We start from the raw sequence: 18,522 nt of genomic DNA, 5'->3' as shown, positions 1-18,522 counted from the left end.
CCGCACGTGCTGCCGACCGAATACCTGGACGGTCTGTTCCCGGCGGGACGAATTCAGCGCCTGGGCCGCCGGCGCCGACCTCGGCGACCGGCCCCCTTCGACCCGGCGGACCTCAGTGCTCCCGCGCCGGCCCCTCGCCAACTCTTCGCTGTCGAACGCACACCTCAGCGCCGGCCGGCCGTCGACGACCCGTTCGTCAGCTCCGTCCAGGGCTTCGGCGAACCGCGACAACGATGCGTCGCCGGACCTGCTACAAGGTCCGCAAAGCACGCCCGGTTGCCCCCACGCGCCCGGGGCACCGGCCGAGATCCGCTGCCCCCATACCCTGCAATCAGAGTAAGAGAGAAGAGAACCCACATGCCCAGATTCCTGACAGGAGCGCGCACCGGCATCCTGGCCTCGGTCGTCGCGGTGGCCCTCGCCGCGACGGCAGCAGCCCCCATGACGACGGCCAATGCCACCCCGAAACCGAACGTGCGTTTCATGGCGCACCTGGACATCACCGACGGGCAGCGACCGGAGAACATCACCCTGGAGCCCGGCGGTAGCGCCGTCGTCACCTTCGCCTACAGCCGTCAAGTAGCCCGAATCTCTCCCGACGGCCGGGTTCACATCCTCGCCACCCTGCCCCAGCCTCCGGTCGACGCCAATACCCCAGCTCTCTCCTCGCCCTTCCTCGGCGGAATCGTCCGTGCTCACGACGGGGCCCTGTACTTCCTGTACGCCACCGGCAGCAGCGACCTGACCGGCCTGTGGCGTCTGCGCCCCGGCGGCACCCCGCAGCGTATCGCCGTGCTCCCGGCCGACGGCCTGCCCAACGGCCTGGCCCTCGACCGGCACGAACGCTGGCTGTACATCGCCGACTCGGTCCTCGGCACGGTCTGGCGGGTGCCCCTCGCCGGTGGCACGCCTACGGAGTGGGCCACCGCCCCCGCACTGGCAGCAGCCGGATTCCTCGGAGCCAACGGAATCAAGATCCACAACGGCGCGGTCTGGGTGTCCAACCTGGACAAGGGCACCGTGCTGCGCATCCCGGTCACCCGGCACGGCACCGCCGGCCCCGTCGAGACCCGGGCCACCGGCCTGGTCGACATCGACGACTTCGCCTTCATCGGCCGCGGCGACACCCTCCTGGCCGCGATCAACGCGGACAACGAGGTGGCCGTGGTCAGGCCGGACGGCAGCCACACAGTCGTGCTGACCGGCACCGACGGGCTGGAGAATCCGACCTCGCTCGCCGTACGCGGCAACAAGGCCTACATCGCCAGTGGCGCCTACTTCACCAACACCGACCCCAACCTCCTGGCCGCACGGATCAACCCCGGCCGATGAACTGACCCCGTGCCCGTACCGCCGCATGTGCCCGATGCGGCGGTACGGGCGATGCATGCAGCAGCACCCAACACCGGCCGAGAGGACAGCGTTGGCGCATCAGCAGGGCAGGCGGCCGGCTACAGACGCCACATCGCACGCATTCGACCCCGACAGGCTCCTCGTCGTCCCGGCCAGAACCTTCGAGGACCTACGCATCGGCGAAGTCCTCCGAGCTCCCAGCCGCACCCTGACGGACGCCCCTGCCTCAACGTGACACACCGTAGAACAGTCCTTGTTTCGCCGCCTCGGGAACCACGGGTCCCGAGGCGGCGTCGAAGGCATGGGTCACCTCCGGCTCGGTGCCCTCGACGAGCAGCCGGCGAGCCCTCTCCTCGTGACGGCGATCGGTGGCCGTGAGCCGGTCGTGGTGCTGGGCGAGGTGCTCCGACCAGGACGCGACCAGGTAGTTCTCGACGAAGCGGCCGGGATCGCTACCGTCCTGGTAAAGGCCCCAGGTGAGGGCCCCCGTGCGCCGACGAGAACGGGCCACACGGTCCATGCAGTCGATGAAGTCGGACCTGTTCGCGGCTGCGATCCGGTACACGACGGAGACCAGTACGGGACCGTCGGCCGGTCCGGGATCGAACACCAGGGGCGGAACGGGCCAGTGGTCGGAGGGGGACGGGTCAATGCCGTCCATGCCGTGCAGCGGCAGGCGTCGCGCACACGCCGCGCCGAGCAGCAGCAGGCCGCTGCCGGTAAGAAGGGAGACGGTCAGCCCCAGCCTGTCGGCCAGCGCACCCCACAGGGGTGCCGCGAGCGCCTGCCCGCCCTGGAAGACCAAGAGATAGACGGCGAGTCCCCGAGCCCTGACCCAGCCGGGCAGCCGGGCCTGGACAGCCGCGTTGAGGGTGGACAGCACGCCGATCCAGGCCAGTCCGGCGGGCAGCAGCACGACCGCCGCGAGCCATGGGACCCGGACTGTGGCCAGTACCGCCAGGACTCCGGCGAAGACGAAGGCCCCTGCGGCCAGAGTGCCGTTAGCGCCCAGAGTGCGGCGGATGGCGGGCAGCGCGAAGGCCCCGCTCACAGCGCCGGCTCCGACCGCACCGAGCAGCACCCCGTACCCGCCCGAGCCCAGGCCGAGGGAGCGGCTCGCGACCAGTGGCAGCAGCGACCACAGCGCGGCCCCGCCGGGGATGAACAACATGGTGCGCAGCAGCACTCGGCGGACACCGGGCGCGTTCCACACGTAGCGGCGGCCGGTGCGCAGAGCCGTCAGGAGCGTCCCGCCCTGCGTAGTCGGCTGTTCCGCCCCGTGCCGCTTCCATCGTGCGAGGACGGCCGCGGTGCCGAGGTAGGAGGCGGCGTTGAAGGCGAAGACCCAACCCGCGCCTGCTGTCGCGACCACTACTCCCCCGAGTGCCGGCCCGAGGGCGCGAGCGAGGTTCATGTTCACGGCGCCGAGCGCGACCGCCTGCCCCAACTGGCGGCGTTCCACAAGTTCCGGCTGTATGGCCTGCCAGGCCGGGCCCATCAGAGCGGTGCCGCATCCCAGCAGGAAGGTGAGACCGAGCAGCCGCGCCGGAGTGAGCGCGTCCGCGAACGCCAGAACCGACAGCGTGGCGGAGGCGGCGAGCATGGCGAACTGAGCGGTCAGCAGCACCGTGCGACGGTTGAAACGGTCGGCCAGCACGCCAGAAGGCAGAGCCAACAGCACGACGGGAAGACTGGACGCGGTCTGTACGAGCGTCACCAGGGCGGCGTCGTGGCCGATGAGCAACCACTGGGCGCCCACGGTCTGCATCCAACTGCCGATGTTGGAAACCAGTTGTGCGATCCATAGCGCCCGGAAGACACGCGCCGCGAGCGGAGCCCAGGGCGAATCGGACACTGGGGAGTCTTTCGGTGACAGCGTGGTATTCACGTGGGTTCCTAGGTATGGGCTGGAACACGATGCTTCCGGCGGTGTCCCGAGTGCCGTGCGGGTGCGGCCGTTGAGGGCGGGGAGAACGGTCGCGGGGGGCTCGTCGGCTGGAATGCAGCATCTGTGGCCCTGCGGCTCACTGACGAGGGCACCGCCCCCTCCCGCGGGGTCGGCGCCGAGTTCGCACCTGTGGTCGGAGGCCGGGAGTCGGCAGGCAGCCGCGACCATCACCACGAGCGACGCCCCCTTACGGCACGGTTAGTGCCGCCGCCGCGGCCTCCGGTCCCGGCCCAGGGTGAGATCTCGTTGGCAGCTTCGTCACCGGCGCTCCACCGTGACCACCACAGCCAGGACCGCCAGCAGCGCTCCAGCGGCGAGGGCGGGTGCCGGGAAGAAGGCGGCCAGCAGGAGGCCGACCGCCGCGACGGGATACGGAATCCCGTCGGCAACGCTTCTTTGATGGGGCCGGAGGTGTACGGCCCAGACGGTGATCAGGAAGACGGCCGCGGGGACGGTGACCGCCGCGCCCGCAGCCAACGCCGAGGCGTCCGTACCACGCGTGACGTGATCCGCGTAAGCGGCCAGGCCGGCTCCCTCGGCGGTCGCCGAAGCGAAGATCAGGTAGTGGCCGTAGGCCCAGGTGAATCTCCTGCGGTGGGCTCGGTGCGTCGTGGCCAGCAGGGTGTGCGCGGATCTGGAGAAGTACAGCCACCACATGGCGTAGGCCACGAACAGGCCACCGGCCGCCACCGCGTACAGCGAGCCGGTGCCGTGATGCCGGTCGAAGGCGCTCCGCACGGCGACGGTGGCCGCCGCGACGGACTCTCCGAGGACGATGAGGGTGAAAAGTTCGTAGCGCTCGGCAATGTGACGCGGATGCCATGGGGTCATCCCGGCGGACTGCGCCCACACCGGGACGGAGACCTCGGCGATGATCAGCACCACGATGCCCGGCAGGCTCGCCGATGCCGGGAGACCGAGCAGCCCGACCCACCCAATCTGACATGCCGTCACTCCAACGGCGAAGCGCAGGGTGGTCGTCCGCCGAGCGGGGTCGGACCACGCGGCGCGCAGCCACAGGGCGGCCAGCGCCGTGCGCAACACGACGTATCCGATGGTGATGACCCGCAGGTCACCCTCCTCGAACGCCCGGGGAACGCCTGCGGCGAGCACGAGCGACCCTGTGATCTGGACCAACACCGTCAACCGGTACGGGATATCGTCCGGGTCGTAGGCGGAGGCGAACCAGGTGAAGTTCATCCACGCCCACCAGATGGTGAAGAAGACCAGCGCGAAGCGCAGGACACCGGTGGCGTACTCCCCGTCGGTCAGCGCCTCGTGCAGGCTCCTGGACGCCTGCGCGACCGCGATGACGAAGCACAGGTCGAAGAGGAGCTCCAGCGAGGTGGCGGCCCTGTGTGGCTCACTGGGGTCACGGCCCGGCATGGTGCGCCATCGCCTGGGCGCCGGGGCCGCGTGGGCGATCCGGGAGCGGCTCAGCGGAGGGCTCCGAGCGCGGTCTCAACCGTCCGGTGGAAGGTGGGGTACGTGTAAATCATGTGCTTGAGCCGGTCGATGGGTATCTCGGCGTGGACGGCCACGTTCAGTCCGTAGAGCACCTCGCCTCCCGCCGGCCCCGCCGACGTCGCGCCGATCAGCACACCCCGGTCCGCGTCCTCGACGAGCTTGATGAGTCCCTCGTTGCCCGGTCCGTGGATCCAGCCTCGCGTGGAGGAGGCGATAGGCAGCACACTGGTGCGTACCCGTAGCCCTCGCTCACGTGCCTGCCGTTCCGTCAACCCGACGGCGCCGATCTCCGGATCGGTGAATGTGACGCGGGGCAGCGCCCGGTAGTCGGCGTCGGGACCGGGCTGCCCGAGGATGTCTCGGACGGCGATCTGTGCCTGGTACATCGACACATGAGTGAAGGCGCCGCGGCCGGTGATGTCGCCGACCGCCCACAGCCCCTTCCCCAGCCCGCATCTGCCCGTCCGTGTTCACGGCTCTGGCCGTGGGATCCAGCCCCACCGTGTCGACCGCCAGCGCGGCCAGCTCGGTGCGACGCCCGGTGGCGACCAGCAGCCGTTCGGCTCGCAGCGGTTCCCCGTCACCCTCAAGTCGGACGGTGAACTCGGTGCCGTCATGGCTGACCTGCCGTGCCCGAGCTCCCGTGAGTACGGTGACTCCGTCCGCCCGCAGCGCCTCGGCGGCCAGCTCCCCGGCTTCCGGTTCCTCCTGCGACAGCAGCCGGTCCTGTCCTTCGATCACTGTGACCACGCACGTGAAGCGGGCGAAGACCTGGGCGAGTTCGACACCGATGGCGCCCCCGCCGAGCACGACCAGCGACTCCGGCAGCTCCTTGGCCACCATGGCATCCCTGTTGGTCCAGTACGGCGTTCCTTCGAGGCCCGGCACCGGGGGGATCCGGGGCCGCGAGCCGGTAGCCAGCACGACGCCGCGCCGGGCTTCGAACGTGCGGTCGCCGACCGTCACCCGGCGTGGGCCGGAGAGACGGCCCACGCCCCGGACGAGCCGGCCGCCCTTGGCCGCGAGGCGGTCGGCGGCGGCCGCATCGTTCCAGTCGTCAGTCGCCTCGCCGCGAATGCGCCCGGCGACGCTGCCCCAATCCGGAGTCACGACCGCTTCACCGGCGAGGGCCGGCACCCGGCCCGCCTCGGCGAGCAGATTCCCGGCCCGGATCATCATCTTGCTGGGCACGCACCCCCAGTACGGACACTCGCCCCCGACGAGTTCCGCCTCGACCCCCACCACGTCCAGCCCAGCTTCGGCCAGCGTGCCCGCGACGTACTCACCACCCGGCCCCAGCCCGACGACCACCACATCCGCCTGCTCGTTCGCGCTCATGCCTGCTTCTCCTCGTTCCCCGGGCTCCACGGACGTGCGCCGGCCTGCTGAGGCTAGATCGGCCTGCCGAAGGCCCGTGCCTGCCAGCGCACGGGTCCTTGCCCGAGGGCGAACGCTTGGAACGAGGCACCGCGCACTGTGCGCTGGCGGACACCACCGCATGCGCTCCCCGGCAATTCGCCCTGCGTCGGGCTGCCTAGTGTCAATCGGGTAAGCACCGCACGGCACCACCGGAGGCGAACCATGACCACTAATGCCAAGCCCATAGCCAGCAGCCAGCCGTGGCTGCACCAGAGGGGCGAGGTGATCCAGGAGTTCGGCACCGTCAAGCAATTCCCGATCGGCCTGTCCTACGAGGCGCGGATGTACTCCTGCCAGCGGCTGAACAAGGTCCTGGCGGACACACAGATCCTTTACGGCCTCTACAAGAAGCATCATTGGCTGATGCGCGGTGCGACCTTCTACCAACTGCACCTCGTCCTCGACAAGCACGCGGGGGAGCAGCTGGAGATCGTCGATACCATCGCCGAACGCGTCCAGTCCCTGGGCGGCGTCGCGGTGGGCGACCCCAGGCACGTCGCGGAGATCACATCGATCCGGCGGCCTCCGAACGGCGTGGAGGAAGTTCCGGCGATGCTGTCACGGCTGCTGGAAGCCCACGAGACCATTCTCGTCGAGGCCCACGACGCCGCGACCCGGACCGGCGAGTTGGGTGACGACGGCACCAACGATCTCCTGGTCTCACAGGTGATCAGGACCGGGGAATTGCAGACCTGGTTCCTGGCCGAGCATCTGGTGGACACCCCACTCGTCCGCGCCTAAGGATTCTTCTGTACTCGGGACGCGCCTCCGTGGACCGCGTACACGGCGACCGGGCGTAATCGGCGCGTCTGTCGCCCAGGCGGTCGCACTCGCTGAGGGTGCCCTGGGGAGCACGTGCGGGTCGTGCTCGCGCAGGGACTTGAGCAAACTCGGTGCCCGCTCGGCGAGGAGCTGCACGACGGCGGCGGTATATCCATGGGCGGCTCCTCCGGAGATGCCCAGCCCGGCGGCGATCTGCGCGAGAGCGTCACGGTTGACCCAGCGGCACGGGAGCCCTATCCGCTGCGGGCACCAAGGTCATCTCCCCATCGGTGGCCACGCTGAAGAGGCCCACTGATTGCTGAAGACGTGTTCGTACTCGTGCCCGGACGCGTCTTGCGGCTCGACCGGAGGCGTGGGAGCGATCACAACGCACTCAGCATGCGCTCGCCACAAATGGCCAGGTCGGACGCGTCTGGAGCGCGTCCGACCGGTTCAGTACCGCACGACGCGCGGCCAGTACCGCACGGAAAGCAGCCGCGAAAAACATGTTTCCGCAGGTCAGAACGTTTCCGCAAGGTGAAACTGGTGGGGCGGGTGGGACTCGAACCCACGGCCGACGGATTATGAGTCCGCTGCTCTAACCGGCTGAGCTACCGCCCCGTCTCGGCGTGGCGCGTACACGTGTGCGCGCCGTCTGCCGCAGCATAGCCGGTCATACGATCTCCTGCTGCGGCTGGTCGCCTTCGCGTGACCATGAAGACAGTGCTGCCCGCTGCCCGGTTCCGGCCCGTCGGCAATCGTCCCGGAAAGAGTGGCCGGAGCCGTCCGCGGGGCCCGCGCGGACACACGAAAAAGGACCCCGAAGGGCCCTTTTCCGCATCGCTCCCCCGACTGGACTCGAACCAGTAACCCTCCGGTTAACAGCCGAATGCTCTGCCAATTGAGCTACAGGGGATCGCGCTCCCCCGACTGGACTCGAACCAGTAACCTGCCGGTTAACAGCCGGCTGCTCTGCCAATTGAGCTACAGGGGATTGCTGCGGTGCCTCGAATCGTACCTGCCTGGCGGCTGCCGGGCGGCGCGCGTTCGCTGCGACACATACATTAGCGCAAGCAGGGGGGTGCTCCGCCAATCGGTATCTGCCGGGGTGATCTCGGGTGCCTGCGGGTAGGCGGGCAGCACACGTCGCACAGAGCGAAGGAAGGGTGGCAGCCATGCAGTACCGGCTCACGTTCATCGCCGGAGTGGCCCTCGGCTACGTGCTCGGCACACGAGCAGGGCGCGAGCGTTACGAGCAGCTGAAGAAGGCCGCACAACGGTTCTCGGAGAATCCCGCCGTACGCAACGCGGCGGAGTCCGCGGCGCACAACGGCCGGGACTTCGCGGGCAAGGCCTACCACTCGGTGAGCGAGAAGGTCGGGGACAAGGTTCCCGTGTCCGTCTCCGACCGGGTGCGCTCGCTGCGTGAGCGCAACGGCCACACCGGCAGCGACGACTGGGGCACGACCAACACCTGACGGTCCTCCCCGTACCGGGCGGCGCCCGGTACGGGAAAGGCCCGGCGCCCCGGTACGGGAAAGGCCCGGCGCGAAACGGTCCGGCCGTGCGGCAGAATCTTGGGTATGGGCATAGTCGCCGGCTTGGACAGTTCTTCCGCCTACACGCACATCGTCGTCTGCGACACGGACACCGGTGCGGTGCTGCGGCAGGGGTATGCCGCGCACCCCGTCGAGGCCAAGGCCTTCGAGGTGGATCCGCAGGCGTGGCTGCTCTCACTCGGTGAGGCGGCCTCCGGCGGCCTGCTCGAAGGCGTGCAGGCCATCGGGGTGTCCGCCCAGCAGCACGGCCTGGTGCCGCTGGACCACCAGGGCAATCTCGTACGTCCCGCGCTCCTCGGCAACGACCGGCGTGCGCAGGTCGCCGCGGTCGACCTGATCGACGGGCTCGGCGGGCGGCAGCCCTGGGCCGAGGCCGTCGGCGCCGTGCCTCAGGCCGCGCAGCCCGTGGCGAAGATGCGCTGGCTGGCCCGTAACGAACCGGAGAACGCGCAGCGTGTGGCTGCCGTCATGCAGCCGCACGACTGGCTGGTGTGGCAGCTGCTCGGCCGGCCGGCCCGCCGGACCACCGACCGCGGTGCCGCGTCCGGGACGGGGTACTGGTCGGCGCGCTCCGGCTCCTACCGCCCCGATCTCGTGGAGCTCGCGCTCGGCCACCAGGCCGCGCTGCCGGAGGTGCTCGGCCCGTCCGACGCGGCGGGCACGACGCCGGAGGGGCTCCTGATCTCGGCCGGGACCGGCGAGACGATGGCCGCGGCCTTCGGGCTGGGGGTAGCCGTCGGTGACGCCGTGGTGTCACTGGGGGCCTCGGGTTCCGTGATGGCCGTGCACCACGAGGCGCTGGCCGACCCGACCGGGATGATCACGTCGTTCGCCGACGCGACCGGGATGCACCTGCCGGTGGTCCACACCTCGAACGCCGTACGCGCGCTGCGCGGTACGGCCGAGATGCTGGGCCTGGACGATCTGGACGAACTCTCCGCCCTGGCGCTCAAGTCGTCCCCGGGAGCCTCGGGACTCGTGCTGCTGCCGTACCTCGAGGGCGAGCGCACCCCGCACCTGCCGCACGCGGCGGGAACCCTGAGCGGGCTGCGGCGCGAGTCGATGAAGCCCGAACACCTGGCCCGGGCGGCGTTCGAGGGCATGCTGTGCTCGCTGGCCGACGCCCTGGACGTGCTGCGCGGCCGCGGCGTGGAGGTGCGGCGGGTGTTCCTGCTGGGCGCGGCGGCCGAGCTGCCGGCCGTGCAGGCCATGGCTCCCCCGGTGTTCGGCACCCAGGTCGTCGTGCCGCAGCCCGCGCAGTACGCGGCGCAGGGTGCCGCCCGGCAGGCCGCGTGGGCGCTCGGGGTCTCCCAGGGGGCGCTCGACCCGCGGACCCCTCCGGCCTGGCAGGGTGCCGCGACGCAGGTGCTGGAGCCGGGCGGGGAGATGGCGGTGGGGCAGGCCGTGCGACAGCAGTACGGGGCCACCCGGGACCAGGTCCACCCGGGTGCGTTCGGCGCGGTCTGAGGGGCGGGGGCACCGCCCCTGTTTTGACCTGGGCTTGGTGAAAAGCGTTGGCCGCCACGGTGCGGAGTACCGCAGGATGGACCGGCCTCTGCCCTACGCCGACTCCGAGAGACACGCGTGCTCATAAAAATCCTGCGGACCTATCTGGGTCCGTACAGAAAACCCATCGTGCTGCTGGTGCTGCTGCAGCTCCTGCAGACCTGCGCCACTCTCTATCTGCCCAGCCTCAACGCGGACATCATCGACAACGGTGTCATCAAGGGTGACACGGGCTACATCCTGGAGTTCGGCGGCGTGATGATCGCCGTCAGCGTCGCCCAGGTCATCTGCAACGTCGGCGCCGTCTACTACGGCGCCCGCACCGCCTCGGCGCTCGGACGCGATGTGCGGGCGTCGGTCTTCGACCGGGTGCAGTCGTTCTCGGCGCGTGAGCTCGGACGGTTCGGCGCCCCTTCGCTGATCACCCGTACGACCAACGACGTCCAGCAGGTCCAGATGCTCGTCCTGATGACGTTCACGCTGATGGTCTCGGCGCCCATCATGTGTGTCGGCGGCGTCGTCATGGCGCTCGGCCAGGACGTCCCGCTGTCGGCGGTGCTGCTGGCCGTGGTCCCGGTCCTCGGGATCGCCGTGAGTCTCATCGTGCGCCGGATGAGGCCCTTGTTCCGCACGATGCAGACGCGGCTCGACACGGTGAACCGGGTGCTGCGCGAGCAGATCACCGGCAACCGCGTCATCCGCGCCTTCGTCCGGGACGACTACGAGAAGAAGCGCTTCCGCGGGGCCAACACGGATTTGACGGACGTCGCCGTGTCGACGGGCCGGCTGATGGCGCTGATGTTCCCCACCGTGATGACGGTGGTGAACCTGTCCTCCATCGCGGTGGTCTGGTTCGGCGCGCACCGCATCGACAGCGGCGGGATGCAGATCGGCGCGCTGACCGCGTTCCTCGCCTATCTGATGCAGATCGTCATGTCGGTGATGATGGCCACCTTCATGTTCATGATGGTGCCGCGCGCCGAGGTCTGTGCCGAGCGCATCCAGGAGGTCCTGGAGACCGACTCGAGCGTGGTGCCGCCGGTCTCCCCCGTGACCGAGCTGCTCAAGCACGGTCATCTGGAGATACGGGGCGCCGAATTCCGCTACCCGGGCGCCGAGGAGCCGGTGCTGCGGTCGGTCGACCTGGTGGCGCGGCCCGGGGAGACGACCGCGATCATCGGATCGACGGGCAGCGGGAAGTCGACACTGCTCGGACTCGTGCCCCGGCTGTTCGACGTGACGGACGGCGAGGTGCTGGTCGACGGCACGGACGTACGGACCCTGGATCCGGTCCTGCTGGCGAGGACCGTGAGCCTGGTCCCGCAGAAGCCGTACCTGTTCTCCGGGACGGTCGCGACGAACCTGCGCTACGGGAATCCCGACGCCACCGACGAGGAGCTCTGGCACGCCCTCGAGGTGGCCCAGGCCAAGGACTTCGTCGAACGGCTGGAGCACGGTCTGAACGCGCCGATCGCGCAGGGCGGAACGAACGTCTCGGGCGGGCAGCGGCAGCGGCTCGCGATCGCGAGGACGCTGGTGCAGCGGCCGGAGATCTATCTCTTCGACGACTCGTTCTCGGCCCTGGACTACGCGACGGACGCCGCACTGCGGGGAGCCCTGACGCGGGAGACCGCGGGGGCGACCGTGGTGATCGTGGCGCAGCGTGTGTCCACGATCCGTGACGCCGACCGGATCCTGGTGCTGGACGAGGGCCGGGTCGTCGGCGAGGGCAGCCACCACGAGCTGATGGACGGCAACGAAACCTACCGGGAGATCGTGCTCTCCCAGCTGACGGAAGCGGAGGCCGCCTGATGGCAGGGCCGGGCGGACGGATGATGGCCGGAGGACCCGTCGAGCGGTCCGCGGACTTCAAGGGGTCGGGGAAGCGGCTGCTGCGGCGGTTCAGCACGGAGAAGTCCGGGCTGTATCTGATGCTGGGCGCCGGAACGCTGAGTGTGGCGCTGTCGGTGGTCGGGCCGAAGATCCTCGGCGGGGCGACGGACCTGATCTTCGCGGGGGTCGTCGGACGGCAGATGCCGGACGGGACGACGAAGGAGCAGGCCGTCGACGGCCTGCGGGACCAGGGCGACGGCGGGCTCGCCGACATGCTCTCCGGGGTGGACTTCACTCCCGGCGAGGGCATCGACTTCGGTGCGGTGGGCAACGTCCTGCTGGCGGCGCTGGTGGTCTACGTCGGCGCGGGGCTGCTGATGCTCGTGTCGACCCGGCTGTCGATCCGGGTGATCAACCGGGTCGTCTTCCAGCTGCGTGAGGACCTCCAGACGAAGCTGTCGCGGCTGCCGCTGTCCTACTTCGACCGGCAGAAGCGCGGCGAGGTGCTGAGCCGGGCGACGAACGACATCGACAACATCGCGCAGACGATGCAGCAGACGATGGGCCAGCTCATCAACTCGCTGCTGACCATCGTCGGCGTACTGATCATGATGTTCTGGATCTCGCCGCTGCTCGCCCTCGTGGCGCTCGTCACGATCCCGCTGTCGGTGCTCGTCGCCGCGCGGGTCGGCAAGCGGTCCCAGCCGCAGTTCGTGGCGCAGTGGAAGGTGACGGGCAAGCTCAACGCCCACATCGAGGAGATGTACACCGGTCACACCCTGGTGAAGGTCTTCGGACGGCAGGAGGAGTCCGCGAGGGACTTCGCCGAGCAGAACGACGCGTTGTACGAGGCCGGTTTCCGGGCCCAGTTCAACAGCGGGATCATGCAGCCGCTGATGTTCTTCGTGTCGAACCTGAACTACGTGCTGGTCGCCGTCGTCGGCGGTCTGCGCGTGGCCTCGGGCGCACTGTCGATCGGTGACGTGCAGGCGTTCATCCAGTACTCGCGGCAGTTCTCGATGCCGCTGACGCAGGTGGCCTCGATGGCGAACCTGCTGCAGTCGGGCGTGGCGTCGGCCGAGCGGATATTCGAGCTCCTGGACGCCGAGGAGCAGGCGCCCGACCCGGAGTCCGCCGAGCGGCCGAAGGAGCTGCGCGGCAGCGTGGCGCTGGAGAAGGTGGCCTTCCGGTACGACCCGGAGAAGCCGCTCATCGAGGACCTGTCGCTGAGCGTGGAGCCGGGTCACACGGTCGCGATCGTCGGTCCGACCGGAGCGGGCAAGACCACCCTGGTCAATCTGCTGATGCGGTTCTACGAGGTGACGGGCGGCCGGATCACCCTGGACGGTGTCGACGTGGCGAGGATGACCCGCGACGAACTGCGGTCCTGCATAGGGATGGTGCTGCAGGACACCTGGCTCTTCGGCGGCACGATCGCCGAGAACATCGCCTACGGCGCCTCGCGCGAGGTCACCCGGGAGGAGATCGAGGAGGCGGCGCGGGCGGCCCACGCCGACCGCTTCGTCCGCACCCTGCCCGACGGCTACGACACGGTGATCGACGACGAGGGGTCGGGGGTCAGCGCGGGCGAGAAGCAGCTGATCACCATCGCTCGGGCGTTCCTGTCCGACCCGGTGATCCTCGTGCTCGACGAGGCCACCAGCTCGGTCGACACCCGTACGGAGGTGCTCATCCAGAAGGCGATGGCACGCCTGGCGCACGGCCGTACGAGCTTCGTGATCGCGCACCGGCTCTCCACGATCCGGGACGCCGACGTGATCCTGGTGATGGAGAACGGCTCGATCGTCGAACAGGGCACGCACGACGAGCTGCTGGCGGCGAAGGGCGCCTACGCCCGGCTGTACGCGGCGCAGTTCGCGCAGGCGCTGGCAGAGGTCGACTGACGCGGCCCGGCCGGCAGTCGCGGTTCGCCGCCGCCTGCCGGCCGGTCAGTCCAGGTAGCCGCGGAGCTGGTCGGCGAAGGCGTGGTCCCGCAGTTTGCTGAGGGTCTTGGACTCGATCTGGCGGATGCGCTCCCGTGTCACACCGAAGATCCGGCCGATCTCCTCGAGGGTGCGGGGCCGCCCGTCGTCCAGCCCGTAGCGCAGCTGGACCACCTTCCTCTCCCGCTCGCCGAGGGTCGAGAGCACCACCTCCAGGTGCTCACGCAGCAGGAGGAAGGCCGCGGACTCGACGGGCGAGGCGGCGTCGCCGTCCTCGATGAGGTCGCCGAAGGCGACGTCGTCCTCCTCACCGACGGGGGCGTGCAGGGAGACGGGCTCCTGGGCGAGGCGCCGGATCTCGCCGACGCGTTCGGGCGTCAGGTCGAGCTGCGCGGCGACCTCTTCGGCGGTCGGTTCGTAACCGCGTTCCTGCAGCATGCGGCGCTGGGCGCGGACGACGCGGTTGATCAGCTCGACCACGTGGACGGGCACCCTTATGGTCCGCGCCTGGTCGGCGAGGGCGCGGGACATGGCCTGGCGGATCCACCAGGTCGCGTACGTGGAGAACTTGTAGCCACGGGCGTAGTCGAACTTCTCGACCGCCCTGATCAGTCCGAGGTTGCCCTCCTGGACGAGGTCGAGCATGGTCAGGCCACGGCCCACGTACCGCTTGGCGACGGAGACGACGAGGCGGAGGTTGGCCTCGATGAGGCGGCGCTTGGCCATCCGGCCCATCACGACGAGCCGGTCCAGGTCGAACGCGAGCCGGGAGTCCGGGTCGGGGGTGCCCGCGAGGCGTTCCTCGGCGAACAGCCCCGCTTCGACGCGGCGGGCGAGGTCCACCTCCTCGGCTGCGCTGAGCAGCGGGATGCGGCCGATCTCCCGCAGGTACTGCCGGAAGAGGTCGGACGACGGGCCGCCGGCCTCCGGGCGGCTCGGCCCGGACGGCCCGGGGGCCTCCACGGGTTCCTCCAGCACCGCTTCGGACGGGTCCGCCGTCTCCGGGTGGCGCGTGACCCGGTTCTGCGCGGGAATCGCCGGGACATGCTCGGTCGTGGTCGTCACGGTCCGGGTCTGCACGGGGGCGACCTCCAGGTGATCGCTGCCGGATCGCGGGGGATGGAGGCCCGGGATGGACCGGCCGCGCTCCGATGAGTCAGGCACCGGCATCCAGTGTGGGGTACGACACATCGCCGCCACGAGGGGCGTGCGGTGACTTTTTGCGCCCGGTGCGTAACGGCGTGCTGACGCGCGGTGGGCGGAGGAGGGACGTACGCCGGAGCGGGGGGGGTCGCGCTCAGAGCGCGTCGGTGCCGTGACTCCGGAGCGACTGCGCGTACTGCTGGAGGACCCAGACCTCGTTCTGCGCGGCGGCCAGGTGTTCGGGGGCCACGTTGCTCCCGAGGCGGGCGAGGCTGCCCTGGACGTCGTCGATCCTGCGGTCGACGGCGCGCAGCCGGACCTGGACGAGCTGCATGCCCGCGTACGTCTCGTCGATGGACTTGCCGTGGAACACCTCGACGGCGAGCTCCGTGACGAGGTTGCGCACGGTGTCGTGGGGTGCCGCGTCCAGCACACGCGCCAGGTAGTCACGGGTCTCGGCCATGCCCTGCTCGGCGCCGCCGGCGTCCGCGATGCACTGGCGCACCGCCGCGTACGGCGGGGCGGTGAACTCGTCGACGCCGTAGGCGTCGAAGGCCGGGGAGACCAGGGCGGGCTTCTGCAGGGCGAGCTTGAGCAGCTCGCGCTCGGTGCGGTGGGCGGGGCTGCGGAGGTTGAGCGCCGGGCCGGACGGCGCCTTCGGGGCCTGGACCTGGTGCTGCGGGGGGCCGCCGCGCGAGGGGCCGCCCTGCGCGGGTCCGCGATCACCCCGGTCGCGGGCCCAGCGGGCGAGCTGGCCGACCCGCTTGACGACGAACTGGGTGTCGAGGATGCCCAGCATGCCGGCCAGCTGGACGGCGACCTCGTGCTGCGAGGAGCTGTTCTTGATACGGGCGACGACGGGCGCCGCCTCGTCCAGCGCCGCGGCCCGGCCCGCAGGGGTCTCCAGGTCGTACCGGCCGACGATCTGGCGGAGCGCGAACTCGAAGAGGGGCGTGCGGGGTTCGACCAGGTCACGGACGGCGTCGTCGCCCTTGGCGAGGCGCAGGTCGCACGGGTCCATGTTGTCCGGGGCGATGGCGATGTAGGTCTCGGCGGCGAACTTCTGGTCGTCCTCGAAGGCGCGCAGGGCGGCCTTCTGGCCGGCCGCGTCCCCGTCGAAGGTGAAGATCACGCGGGCACTGCCGTTGTCCATCAGCAGCCGTCGGAGGATCTTGATGTGGTCGTTGCCGAACGCGGTGCCGCAGGTGGCGATGGCCGTGGTGACCCCGGCGAGGTGGCAGGCCATGACGTCGGTGTAGCCCTCGACGACGACGGCCCGGCTGGCCTTGGCGATGTCCTTCTTGGCCAGGTCGATGCCGTACAGCACCTGGGACTTCTTGTAGATCGAGGTCTCGGGGGTGTTCAGGTACTTCGGGCCGTTGTCGTCGTCGCGGAGCTTGCGGGCACCGAACCCGACGATCTCCCCGGAGGTGTCGCTGATCGGCCACATCAGCCGGCCGCGGAAGCGGTCGATGGGACCGCGGCGGCCGTCCTGGGAGAGGCCGGAGGTGATGAGCTCCTTGTCGCTGAAGCCCTTGCCGCGCAGGTAACGGGTGAGGTGGTCCCAGCCGGCGGGGCTGTAACCGACGCCGAAGTGCGCCGCCGCGTCCTGGTCGAAACCGCGCTCCGCGAGAAACCTGCGGCCGATCTCCGCTTCGGGGCCGATCAGCTGCTCACGGTAGAAGTCGGCGGCGGCCTGGTGCGCCTCGATCAGGCGGATGCGCTCGCCGCGCTGGTGGGAGGGGTTGTAGCCGCCCTCCTCGTACCGCAGGGTGATGCCCGCCTTGGCGGCGAGGCGCTCGACCGTCTCGGAGAAGGTGAGGTGGTCGATCTTCATCACGAAGGCGATCGTGTCGCCGCCCTCCTGGCAGCCGAAGCAGTGGAAGAGGCCCTTGCTCGGGCTCACCTGGAAGGAGGGGGACTTCTCGTCGTGGAAGGGGCACAGGCCCTTGAGGTTTCCGCCGCCGGCGTTGCGCAGTTGGAGGTACTCGGACACGACGGCGTCGATCGGGACCGCGTCCCGGACCGCCTTCACGTCGTCGTCATTGATCCTGCCTGCCACGAGTGAAGTCTACGGGTGGGGCCGGAGGTCCAGGACCGGCCGGCCGCGGGCGGGGGGCCACGGTGCCGGCCGGTCCGGGGGGCGGCCGGGGGAAGCCGGAGAGCCGCGGGAACCACCGTGCGGGGCCGCGGAGAGGCCGCGCGGCCGGGTCAGAGCAGGGATTCCAGCGGCACCGACGGGTCCCCCAGCACGTCCGGGTCGACCGGCCGGCCGGCCCGGACCAGCCCTTGGATGGTGTCGGTGACGTCCCACACATTGACGTTCATGCCGGCGAGCACCCGGCGGTCCTTCAGCCAGAACGCGATGAACTCCCGCTTGCCGGCGTCCCCGCGGATGACGACCTGGTCGTACGAGCCGGGCGGCGCCCAGCCGGAGTACTCCAGGCCCAGGTCGTACTGGTCGGAGAAGAAGTACGGCACCCGGTCGTAGGACACGTCCAGGCCGAGCATGGCCCGCGCGGCCGCCGGGCCGGTGTTCAGGGCGTTCGCCCAGTGCTCCACGCGCAGCCGGGTCCCGAACAGCGGATGGTCGACGGCCGCGATGTCCCCGGCGGCGAAGATGTGCGGGTCGGAGGTGCGCAGGGAGGCGTCGACGGCGACGCCTCCGCCGTGCGCGCGGTCGGCCGTCTCCAGCCCGGCGGCCTCGGCGAGGGCGGTGCGCGGTGCCGCGCCGATCGCGGCGAGCACGTCGTGGGCCGGGTGCTCCTCACCGTCGTCGGTGCGGGCGGCGAGGACCAGACCGTCCTGCCCGGCGATCTCGGTGAGACGGGCGCCGAAGTGGAAGCGGACACCGTGCTCGCTGTGCAGATCGGTGAAGATCTGGCCGAGCTCCGGGCCGATGACGTGGTACAGCGGGGTGGCGGAGGGTTCGACGACCGTCACCTCGGCGCCGTAGCCGCGGGCCGCGGCGGCGACCTCCAGGCCGATCCAGCCGCCTCCGGCGATCACCAGATGGCCGTTGTCACGGCCGAGGGACGTCAGCACGTTGCGCAGCCGGTCGGCGTGGGCGAGGCGGCGCAGGTGGTGGACACCGACCAGGTCGGTGCCGGGGATGTCGAGGCGGCGCGGCTCGGAGCCGGTGGCGAGCAGCAGCTTGTCGTAGTGGACGACGGTGTTGTCGCCGAGCTGCACGGACCGGCCGGCCCGGTCGATGGACGTGACGACCTGGCCGAGGTGCAGCTCGATGTCGGCCCCGGCGTACCACGCCGCCCCGTGGACGAAGACGCTGTCCCGTTCGTCCTTGCCCGCCAGGTACCCCTTGGACAGGGGAGGCCGTTCGTACGGATGGTCGCGCTCGTCACCGATCAGGATCACCCGGCCGCTGAAACCCTCCGCCCGGAGTGTCTCGGCCGCCTTCGCTCCGGCCAGTCCCCCGCCGACGATGACGAACGTGCGATGTGCGTCGACCACTTGATGCCTCCTCGGTGCTGTGCTGCGCGGCGCCGCCACCTGCGAGCGTCCCGCACGCAGCGTGATGGCGAAAGAGGGTGTTCCCCGGCCGGGTCACACCCGGTGGTCGTGCGGCCCG

At 70.3% G+C, this 18,522-nt stretch carries 13 protein-coding genes, 3 tRNA genes and 1 pseudogene; 6 read left to right on the top strand and 11 right to left on the bottom strand.

Translation table 11 applies throughout. The annotated features are described in order from the left end of the window. The first annotated feature begins 357 nt into the window (after nt 1–357). Nucleotides 358–1,332, top strand: a complete 975-nt coding sequence (locus QFZ58_RS25120; protein WP_307127151.1) for an SMP-30/gluconolactonase/LRE family protein — start codon at nt 358–360, stop codon at nt 1,330–1,332. Nucleotides 1,333–1,579: 247 nt separating this feature from the next. On the opposite strand, the gene QFZ58_RS25115 is transcribed toward QFZ58_RS25120, so the two are convergent. The 4 genes from QFZ58_RS25115 to QFZ58_RS25100 all read right to left on the bottom strand — a co-directional run bounded on the left by QFZ58_RS25115 (nt 1,580) and on the right by QFZ58_RS25100 (nt 6,106). Further along, nucleotides 1,580–3,208, bottom strand: coding sequence for an MFS transporter (locus tag QFZ58_RS25115; protein WP_307127150.1), 1,629 nt, complete (start codon nt 3,206–3,208; stop codon nt 1,580–1,582). Between the two features lie 351 nt (nt 3,209–3,559). Then, nucleotides 3,560–4,687, bottom strand: a complete 1,128-nt coding sequence (locus QFZ58_RS25110; RefSeq protein ID WP_307127149.1) for a low temperature requirement protein A — start codon at nt 4,685–4,687, stop codon at nt 3,560–3,562. 50 nt (nt 4,688–4,737) lie between these two features. Then, nucleotides 4,738–5,040 carry a hypothetical protein gene (locus tag QFZ58_RS25105; RefSeq protein WP_307127148.1) on the bottom strand — a complete coding sequence of 101 codons (303 nt, stop codon included), beginning with the start codon at nt 5,038–5,040 and terminating at the stop codon, nt 4,738–4,740. After that, the gene (locus QFZ58_RS25100) at nt 5,018–6,106 is read right to left on the bottom strand and encodes an FAD-dependent oxidoreductase (protein ID WP_307127147.1); all 1,089 of its coding nucleotides are present in this window, start codon (nt 6,104–6,106) and stop codon (nt 5,018–5,020) included. The genes QFZ58_RS25105 and QFZ58_RS25100 overlap by 23 nt, the downstream gene beginning before the upstream one ends. Nucleotides 6,107–6,349: 243 nt before the next feature. Here QFZ58_RS25100 and QFZ58_RS25095 point away from each other — a divergent pair, with 243 nt between their 5' ends. Then, nucleotides 6,350–6,928, top strand: coding sequence for a Dps family protein (locus QFZ58_RS25095; protein ID WP_210992647.1), 579 nt, complete (start codon nt 6,350–6,352; stop codon nt 6,926–6,928). Between the two features lie 52 nt (nt 6,929–6,980). On the opposite strand, the pseudogene QFZ58_RS25090 reads toward QFZ58_RS25095, so the two are convergent. The 4 genes and pseudogenes from QFZ58_RS25090 to QFZ58_RS25075 all read right to left on the bottom strand — a co-directional run. Next, nucleotides 6,981–7,171 (bottom strand): annotated as a pseudogene (locus QFZ58_RS25090) (IS5/IS1182 family transposase); the annotation flags it as partial. Between the two features lie 322 nt (nt 7,172–7,493). Beyond that, nucleotides 7,494–7,570: transfer RNA gene (locus QFZ58_RS25085), tRNA-Ile, on the bottom strand. A gap of 222 nt (nt 7,571–7,792) precedes the next feature. After that, a tRNA-Asn gene (locus QFZ58_RS25080) sits at nt 7,793–7,865 on the bottom strand. Between the two features lie 5 nt (nt 7,866–7,870). Next, nucleotides 7,871–7,943: transfer RNA gene (locus QFZ58_RS25075), tRNA-Asn, on the bottom strand. A gap of 181 nt (nt 7,944–8,124) precedes the next feature. On the opposite strand from QFZ58_RS25075, the gene QFZ58_RS25070 reads away from it, so the two are divergent. The 4 genes from QFZ58_RS25070 to QFZ58_RS25055 all read left to right on the top strand — a co-directional run bounded on the left by QFZ58_RS25070 (nt 8,125) and on the right by QFZ58_RS25055 (nt 13,751). Beyond that, on the top strand, nt 8,125–8,427 hold the full coding sequence (locus QFZ58_RS25070; RefSeq protein ID WP_307128984.1) for a YtxH domain-containing protein: 303 nt from the start codon (nt 8,125–8,127) through the stop codon (nt 8,425–8,427). A gap of 105 nt (nt 8,428–8,532) precedes the next feature. Next, nucleotides 8,533–9,975: an FGGY family carbohydrate kinase gene (locus tag QFZ58_RS25065; protein WP_307127146.1), complete on the top strand. Its 1,443-nt coding sequence runs from the start codon at nt 8,533–8,535 to the stop codon at nt 9,973–9,975. Nucleotides 9,976–10,092: 117 nt separating this feature from the next. Next, nucleotides 10,093–11,826 (top strand): ABC transporter ATP-binding protein, encoded by a 1,734-nt coding sequence (locus QFZ58_RS25060; RefSeq protein ID WP_307127145.1) that lies wholly within the window; start codon nt 10,093–10,095, stop codon nt 11,824–11,826. Beyond that, nucleotides 11,826–13,751: an ABC transporter ATP-binding protein gene (locus QFZ58_RS25055; protein WP_307127144.1), complete on the top strand. Its 1,926-nt coding sequence runs from the start codon at nt 11,826–11,828 to the stop codon at nt 13,749–13,751. The genes QFZ58_RS25060 and QFZ58_RS25055 overlap by 1 nt, the downstream gene beginning before the upstream one ends. Before the next feature lie 45 nt (nt 13,752–13,796). Here the strand turns inward: QFZ58_RS25055 and QFZ58_RS25050 are convergent, their stop codons facing one another. The 3 genes from QFZ58_RS25050 to QFZ58_RS25040 all read right to left on the bottom strand — a co-directional run bounded on the left by QFZ58_RS25050 (nt 13,797) and on the right by QFZ58_RS25040 (nt 18,404). Beyond that, a complete protein-coding gene (locus QFZ58_RS25050; protein WP_307128983.1) occupies nt 13,797–14,870 on the bottom strand; it encodes an RNA polymerase sigma factor in 1,074 nt (357 codons plus the stop codon). A 217-nt stretch (nt 14,871–15,087) separates the two neighbouring features. Beyond that, nucleotides 15,088–16,995, bottom strand: a complete 1,908-nt coding sequence (dnaG, locus tag QFZ58_RS25045; protein WP_307127143.1) for a DNA primase — start codon at nt 16,993–16,995, stop codon at nt 15,088–15,090. A gap of 149 nt (nt 16,996–17,144) precedes the next feature. Further along, nucleotides 17,145–18,404, bottom strand: a complete 1,260-nt coding sequence (locus QFZ58_RS25040; RefSeq protein WP_307127142.1) for an NAD(P)/FAD-dependent oxidoreductase — start codon at nt 18,402–18,404, stop codon at nt 17,145–17,147. Between the last annotated feature and the right edge of the window lie 118 nt (nt 18,405–18,522).

Origin of the sequence: Streptomyces sp. B1I3 (assembly GCF_030816615.1) — a bacterium.
Taxonomy (GTDB): domain Bacteria; phylum Actinomycetota; class Actinomycetes; order Streptomycetales; family Streptomycetaceae; genus Streptomyces.
Note: the sequence above shows the minus strand (reverse complement) of the source record. Positions and strands in the feature narration are given on the sequence as shown.